The 6,914-nt window shown below is 58.8% G+C and carries 7 protein-coding genes and 2 tRNA genes; 3 read left to right on the top strand and 6 right to left on the bottom strand.

Annotated elements, in window-relative coordinates:
* Both GTP90_RS10645 and GTP90_RS10640 read left to right on the top strand, forming a co-directional pair.
* Positions 1-108: IS3 family transposase (locus tag GTP90_RS10645; protein WP_161083488.1), on the top strand; the 108-nt coding region annotated here is incomplete at its 5' end.
* 28 nt (positions 109-136) lie between these two features.
* Entirely contained in the window at positions 137-1,294 is a 1,158-nt protein-coding gene (locus GTP90_RS10640) for a sterol desaturase family protein (RefSeq protein ID WP_161083487.1), read from the top strand.
* A gap of 59 nt (positions 1,295-1,353) precedes the next feature.
* On the opposite strand, the gene GTP90_RS10635 is transcribed toward GTP90_RS10640, so the two are convergent.
* Together GTP90_RS10635 and GTP90_RS10630 are read right to left on the bottom strand one after the other, a co-directional pair.
* A tRNA-Asn gene (locus GTP90_RS10635) sits at positions 1,354-1,429 on the bottom strand.
* A gap of 92 nt (positions 1,430-1,521) precedes the next feature.
* Positions 1,522-2,820 carry a GAF domain-containing sensor histidine kinase gene (locus GTP90_RS10630; RefSeq protein WP_371875042.1) on the bottom strand — a complete coding sequence of 433 codons (1,299 nt, stop codon included), beginning with the start codon at positions 2,818-2,820 and terminating at the stop codon, positions 1,522-1,524.
* 311 nt (positions 2,821-3,131) lie between these two features.
* On the opposite strand from GTP90_RS10630, the gene GTP90_RS10625 reads away from it, so the two are divergent.
* On the top strand, positions 3,132-3,596 hold the full coding sequence (locus GTP90_RS10625) for a cache domain-containing protein (protein WP_161083485.1): 465 nt from the start codon (positions 3,132-3,134) through the stop codon (positions 3,594-3,596).
* Between the two features lie 161 nt (positions 3,597-3,757).
* Here the strand turns inward: GTP90_RS10625 and GTP90_RS10620 are convergent, their stop codons facing one another.
* From GTP90_RS10620 to GTP90_RS10605, 4 genes are all read right to left on the bottom strand, one after another.
* Positions 3,758-4,483, bottom strand: coding sequence for a hypothetical protein (locus GTP90_RS10620; protein ID WP_161083484.1), 726 nt, complete (start codon positions 4,481-4,483; stop codon positions 3,758-3,760).
* Positions 4,484-4,516: 33 nt separating this feature from the next.
* The gene (locus GTP90_RS10615) at positions 4,517-5,263 is read right to left on the bottom strand and encodes a helix-turn-helix domain-containing protein (RefSeq protein WP_161083483.1); all 747 of its coding nucleotides are present in this window, start codon (positions 5,261-5,263) and stop codon (positions 4,517-4,519) included.
* A gap of 162 nt (positions 5,264-5,425) precedes the next feature.
* Positions 5,426-5,501, bottom strand: a tRNA-Asn gene (locus GTP90_RS10610).
* A gap of 114 nt (positions 5,502-5,615) precedes the next feature.
* The gene (locus GTP90_RS10605) at positions 5,616-6,818 is read right to left on the bottom strand and encodes an amino acid aminotransferase (protein WP_175048044.1); all 1,203 of its coding nucleotides are present in this window, start codon (positions 6,816-6,818) and stop codon (positions 5,616-5,618) included.
* Positions 6,819-6,914: the final 96 nt, after the last annotated feature.

Below are 6,914 nucleotides of genomic sequence, written 5' to 3'. Positions count from 1 at the left end.
GACTACATCGAGATGTTCTACAATCCGAAGCGCCGTCACGGATTTAATGACAGGCTTTCGCCAGCAGAGTATGAGCGAAGGCATTTTGAACGGCTCGCGGGTGTCTAGCAGACTCGTGGCGATTCAGAGAGCCAGAATGAAGAGCAAAGTCATCAATCAGGTCAGCACTGCGGTACAGGAAACCGGTAACCTGCTGAAACAGGATGGTCCCCTACCGAAAGGAACGGGACTGGCCAGCGGCGTACTGGCATTAACCCTGGCGGTCTTGTCTTTGTTGGGCGTGGCGGCTTTCCATTACCCGCAATACCTGACCACGCCTGAGCTGAGGCACGCCTATTCCCCCGACCTGATCCGGCATATCATGTTTGCTGCACTGGTGCTGTCGGGCTCGATCAGCCTGCTCAACGTGCTGTTCAAGCGCAAGCGCAGCCTGAACGCCGTCGCCGCTGCACTGGTGCTGATCAGCGTAGCCGCCGGCGGTTCGCACGTGCCGGTTACCGATTTCCCCGACCATACACCGTACATCGGCCTCGATTGGTTCATCCTCGACCTGCTGGGCTCCACCATTATTTTCGCCGCGCTGGAGAAAATCTTCCCGCTGTACAAAGGCCAGCTCCTGTTCCGCAAAGAATGGCAGACCGACATTGTGCACTTCGCGGTTAACCACTTCATTGTGGGCTTGGCGCTCCTGACGGTGAACTTTGCTGTCCACCGCCTGTTTGGCTGGATGCTGAACGACAGGGTGCATGATTTGGTCCATGCCATTCCCTTCCTGCCTCAGCTACTGCTGTGCATTCTGGTGGCCGATCTGGCGCAATACTGGCTTCACCGCAGCTATCATGAAGTGCCCTTCCTGTGGCGATTCCATGCAGTGCATCACTCGGCCAAGACCATGGACTGGCTGGCCGGTTCGCGCCAGCACATGCTGGAACTGATCTGTACCCGTGTCGGCGTGCTGGGTGCGCTGTACGTGCTTGGCTTTGAAAAGAGTGTGATGGATGCCTACATCATCATCGTCGGCTTCCAGGCGGTGTTCAATCATGCCAATGTCCATCTGCCGTGGGGACCGTTGAAGTATCTGGTCGTCACGCCGGACTTCCATCACTGGCACCATGCCTCCGACGATGTGGCGATCGACCGCAACTACGCGGCGCATTATGCCTTCCTGGATCACGTGTTCGGCACGGCCATCAAGGGTCAACAGGGTTTTCCGGAAAAATATGGTGTGCAGGGCGACTATATGCCGGATGGCTTCCTAAACCAGCTGCGGTTCCCGTTCCGCTCGCAAAAGTAAGCGCTGCACAAGCGGGAAAGCAAAAAGCCCAACCGAAAGGCTGGGCTTTTTTTACATTCTGGCTCCCCGACCTGGACTCGAACCAGGGACCTGCGGATTAACAGTCCGTCGCTCTACCGACTGAGCTATCAGGGAAATGAGGCCCGAATTATAGCCGCTCAAATTGGATTTGGCGACCCCATGGCAAATATTTTTTACGCCACCGCCCGGATGACCGCGCCGGCGCCCTAGTGCGACGGCGGCTCCAGCGGCGCGACGCGCGGCACACGGAGCGTGAAACGCGCGCCGCAACCCGGCGTGCTCTCCACCTGCACGTCGCCGCGCAAGGCGGAGGTGACCTGGTTGTAGACCACATGCAGCCCCAGCCCGCTGCCGCCCTGGCCCAGGCGGGTGGTGAAGAACGGGTCAAACACGCGGGCGATATTGGCCTCCGGAATGCCCACCCCGTCATCCGCCACGCACACTTCGATCCTGTCGTCCGCCAGCTTGCGCGCCGTGATGGTGACATGGCCCTGCCCGCCCTCCGGAAACGCATGCACCAGCGCGTTGTTGACCAGATTCACCAAGACCTGCTCCAGCGGACCGGGGTAGCTGTCCATGACGACGCCCTCCTCCACGTCGCATACAACCTGATGCCCGCTTTTGCGGATGGCCGGCCCCAGCGTGGCGAGGATGTCCTTGAACGTCTTCTTCACGTCGAATTCACGCCGGCGCATGCTGGATTGGTCCACCGCCACCTGTTTGAAGCTGGCCACAAGTTCGGCCGCCCTGCCCAGGCTGTGCAACAAGATATCGGCGCCCTGGTCGACGCCGCTGATGAATTCCTGCATGTGCTTGCGCGTCACGCCCGTCTCCAGCTCCTTGGCGATGGTCACCGCATTGCTTTTGAGCGTGCTGGCCAGCATCAGTCCGTTGCCTATCGGCGTGTTGAGCTCGTGCGAGATGCCGGCCACCAGGCTGCCCAGCGCCGACATCTTTTCCGCCCTCAGCAACTCGCCCTGCATGGCGACGATCTTATCGAGCGCGGCCTTCAAGTCGGCGTTGCTGCGCAACAGGGCTTGGTTGGCGTCGAGCAGGCTGGCATTGCTGACCATTAATTTCTGCTGTTGCTCGATCACCTGGAAGTCGGCCTCGATCGCCCTCTTGATCTCCCACAATAAATCGACGTAGCGCTGCTGATAGTTGCGCTTTTTGCTGTCGAGCACACAGATGGTGCCGAACACCTCGTCGTTCGGCCATACCAACGGCACGCCCAGGTAGGAAATCATGTTCAGCGCGACGTCGGGATTGTCCTTCCAGTGCTCGTCCTCCAGCGCGTCGGGCACATGCAGCAGCGAGCGCGTGGCCATCACCGTCTCACAGTACAGGCCGGTGTTCAGATTGGCTTTCTCGTGCGCTTCGTAAGGATTGCCCGGTGTGTGGCTCGACACCAGCACCTCGATCTGCTGCGGCCTGACACGCATGATCAAGCCGGCCGGCACGTCGAAGACCTCCGCCATGACGTTCGTGGTTTGTTGCCACTTCACGAGGAAATCATCTGACACGACACGTTGTTCAACCATTGCGGCGGGCTCCTTGATCAGTCAACACGGCCCGTACGGCTGACCGGTAGGCAAGCACGCAGGCATGTAAATGGTAGGCCCATTTGAGGCATCTTTGTGAAAATACTGCTGCAGCAAAGCAAAAATACCAACTTGCGGTGCACGCCGATGGGAAGCGGGGACACTCGGATTGACATTGCCGTGTATTGAAGCAGAGAATACTTTCCATGGCTGTCTCAGCCATCGAAGGCAATAATGCCTGACTATCAAATTTTCAATAAAGACAGGGGAACAGCATGAAACGCTTTTTCAGGATTGTCGCCATCATCGCCGCCTTTGCGCTGTCCAACGCGGTTTCCGCGGCCGACGCCGAGCGAGGAACGCCCGAGCAGGCGGTCGCCTTGGTCAAGCGGGTCATCGCGGATATCAAGAAATACGGTAAGGATAAGGTTGTCCAGGACGTCCAGAATCAGCTTCCGATATACCGGGAGCGCGACCTCTACGTAACGATCGGCACGATGGAGGGCTACACCCTGGCGAACGGAAACACCCCCAAACTTGCCGGCAAGAACGTTCTCGACATCAAGGACGTGAACGGGAAATTCATCATGCGCGAGCGCATCGAAATCGCCAAGACCAAGAATTCGGGATGGCAGGAATACTCATGGCCCGATCCGGTGACCAAGGAAGTGCAAAAGAAATCGATGTACGTCGAGCGCGCCGGGGATCTGGTTGTCGCCTGCGGGGTGTACAAGCTCTGACCCCCGGGACGGAGTTTTCCACGCCCTGCCGGCAACGCCGCGATGGCTGCCGCGACACCCGCGGCCGCTCAACCATCATCAGATGTCCGCAACCAGGCATGACTTTCATGCCTGCGCAGCACTTGACAGCCTCACATGGCGCGCAAGGCGTAGAGTCCTTCTTAATTGGTCGGGTCGATCGACTTGAGCACCTTGCCCTGCTCGTCCAGCATCCGGATCTCGGCCTTGCCGTCGGCAGCCACCATCAGCACCATGCGCGCGCGGCCTTTGGCATCCTTCAGTTGCAACACCGAACCTTTATCGCGGGTATTGCCAAGCCAAATGCGATTCTGGCTCAGGCGACCTTCTTCCGACAATTTTTTCCAGTAGGCCTGCTGTTCGGCGGCAGGCAGCTTGCCGGCTTCCGCACCGAAGCGGGTTACATCCTCGTTCGAAGTGATCTTGAAGCTGGGCACATCGTTGATTTTAATCGCGGTCATCTGGTGCGTGCCGCTGTCATCGCTCAGGAGCTGCAGGGCCTGGTCCTGGCGGAAACGGTCGAAGGTCAGCGACAGGCCGGCCAATATCTTGCCGTCGGCTGTCATGCTGCCCCGCTGGATCAGGCCACCGTTTTCCGTGCCTTCCTCGTTGATGAATAACATGCCAGCGACGTCGCGGCGGTCAGGCCGGGCACCCTCCTTGCCTTGCTGGAAATCGCCCGGGAATTGGGCCTTGTTCGAGATGATGATGCGCTTCGTTCCGTCCGGCTCGACGATATTAATCCGTCCCACAGTGATTTCATCAAAAGTTTCCTTCTTCTGGGTCTTGGCGGCAGTCAACGCGAACACGGCGGCCAGGGCAGCGGCCATGGTGGTGGCGCCGGACAGGAAGGTACGGATCTGGGACATGTCATTCTCCTTTTTTGTTTTCGAGGGGGGGGGTTATTTGCGTTTGTTTTTCAGCCGGCGCAGGCGCCATTCGGTAATCACGCCGACAAAGCCGCACATGAAAATGATGGCGCCGAGGAACTGCAGGATGCGGTTGCCAGTCGACTGGGCACGCTCGGATTGAATCAAGGCGTAGCGGCGCACGCCCTGCCCCTCTCTCTCCGTAAAGAAGCTGCCGCGGTTCTCAGGCGTTTCCACTGTCAGCGGACTGACGCGCCTGGCCTTGAATTCAGCCCGCGCCAAAGCATACTGCTCGCCCGTCATGACCTTGGCCTGCCACCGCAGAAACAGGATGCCGTCCTGCGTTTCAAAGATGCTCTGCGGCTCGCCAGCCAGGATCACGCCAGGGGACGAATACTTGTAAATCCTGTTTGAGAAGAAAATGCCGTCGTTGGCCGCCAGCATCAATGCAAAGCCGACGATCCAGGCCAGCGCCGAGCCGTACAGCCAGCGCTTGAAGTTGTGCTCCTGCACTGCCTCGGTCCGGGTATTGAACTGGCCGACAGCCGGAATGTGGCTCAGCGTCGTGTCCAGGACTTCCTTATCAATATCCCGCAGCATGGTTGCCGCGTCGATTCCCAGGCCGGCCACGATCGTATTGAACATATCGGCCGACGGCAATGACTTGTCGTTCTCGAGTTTGGACAGATACGATTGCTCGATCCCCAAGGCCGCCGCAAACTGTGGCTGAGTTTGGGCACGCTCGGTCCTGATCTGCTTGAGCTTTTCGCCGAAATTCATAACAACCTTTCCAAGAAGTAAATCGAATGACCGTATTCTTAGTCATTCATGCAAGACTTGGAAGATGAATATTGATGAATTCCCATGAATTTGGGGAATTGCGGCGCTGAAAAGCAAAAAAGCCCAACCTTTGCAGGCTGGGCTTTTTTTCTTACTGAATTCTGGCTCCCCGACCTGGACTCGAACCAGGGACCTGCGGATTAACAGTCCGTCGCTCTACCGACTGAGCTATCAGGGATTAGAGGCAACATTTTATACTGTTTAGATCATTCCATCAAGGTTTCTGACAGAACAAGTATTTCATGTTGCCTTACGAGTTAAGCTTAGTCGCTCAACCCGAAGAAGCAAGATTTTAAAGGACTTTCGCGATGGCGTCAATAACGATGTCGATATTGCGGGAGTTGAGCGCCGCGACGCAGATCCGGCCGGTATCGACGGCATAGATCGACTGCGCGCGCAGCTGGTCCACCTGGGCCTTGGTCAGGCCGGAGTACGAGAACATGCCGACCTGGTCGCGCACGAAAGCGAAATCATGGGTAGGAGCCTTGGCCTTGAGCTTGGCCACGAAGGCTTCGCGCATTTCCTTGATGCGCACGCGCATGCCGGCCAGTTCGTCTTCCCACATCTGGCGCAGTTCCGGCGTGGTCAGCACGGTGGCCACCACTTTGCCGCCGTGGACCGGAGGATTCGAGTAGTTGGTGCGCACCACGCGCTTGAGCTGCGACATCAGGCGGCTCGCCTCTTCGCCGCTGGCCGCGACCACGCTCAGGGCGCCCACGCGCTCGCCGTACAGCGAGAACGACTTGGAGAACGAATTCGACACCAGCAGCGGACCGCCGGCTGCGGCAAAGCGGCGCACCACGGCGCCGTCTTCGGCGATGCCGGCGCCGAAGCCCTGGTAAGCCATGTCCAGGAACGGCACCAGGCCGCCGTTGGTGACCACGGCGATGATCTCATCCCACTGGGCCGAGGTCAGGTCGGCGCCGGTCGGGTTGTGGCAGCAGGCGTGCAGCAGCACGATGGAGCCGCGCGGCATGGCCTTCAGGTCGGCCAGCATGCCGGCGAAGTTCACGCCGTGGGTAGCCGCATCGTAGTAGGTGTAGTTGTTGACGGTGAAGCCGGCGCTTTCGAACAGCGCGCGGTGGTTCTCCCAGCTAGGATCGCTGATGTAGACCTGCGAATCCGGCGCGAAGCGCTTCAGGAAGTCGGCGCCGATCTTCAGTGCGCCGGTGCCGCCGATGGCCTGCACGGTCACGGCGCGCTTCTCTTGAATAACGGCGCTGTCGGCGCCAAATACCAGTTCCTGCACCGCCTTGTCGTAGGCGGCCAGGCCCTCGATCGGCAGGTAAGTGCGCGGGGCCGGCGCGGCGATCAGGATTTCCTCCGCTTTCTGCACGCACGACAGCAGCGGCACTTTGCCATTGTCGTCATAATAGACGCCCACGCCCAGATTGATTTTGGCCGGATTCTGGTCGGCGTTAAAGGCTTCGGTAATGCCCAGGATAGGGTCGCGTGGTGCCATGTCGATGGCGCTGAACAAGCTAGGATTCGTCATGATAAGATTGGATTCGATTGGAAGCGGTACGCAGCGGTTGAAGGTAGACAGCGCCCCATAAATAACTGCTTCAGGCCGCTGGCAGGCCATTATTTT

This window comes from Duganella vulcania (assembly GCF_009857655.1).
Taxonomy (GTDB): domain Bacteria; phylum Pseudomonadota; class Gammaproteobacteria; order Burkholderiales; family Burkholderiaceae_D; genus Rugamonas; species Rugamonas vulcania.
The sequence above is the reverse complement of the archived record's forward strand: the minus strand, read 5'-3'. Positions and strand labels throughout refer to the sequence as shown.

Coding starts and splice junctions, on each gene's coding strand:
- GTP90_RS10640 (WP_161083487.1), top strand. CDS start 137: ATGAAGAGCAAAGTCATCAATCAGGTCAGCACTGCGGTACAGGAAACC.
- GTP90_RS10625 (WP_161083485.1), top strand. CDS start 3,132: ATGAAACGCTTTTTCAGGATTGTCGCCATCATCGCCGCCTTTGCGCTG.
- GTP90_RS10620 (WP_161083484.1), bottom strand. CDS start 4,483: ATGTCCCAGATCCGTACCTTCCTGTCCGGCGCCACCACCATGGCCGCT.
- GTP90_RS10615 (WP_161083483.1), bottom strand. CDS start 5,263: ATGAATTTCGGCGAAAAGCTCAAGCAGATCAGGACCGAGCGTGCCCAA.
- GTP90_RS10605 (WP_175048044.1), bottom strand. CDS start 6,818: ATGACGAATCCTAGCTTGTTCAGCGCCATCGACATGGCACCACGCGAC.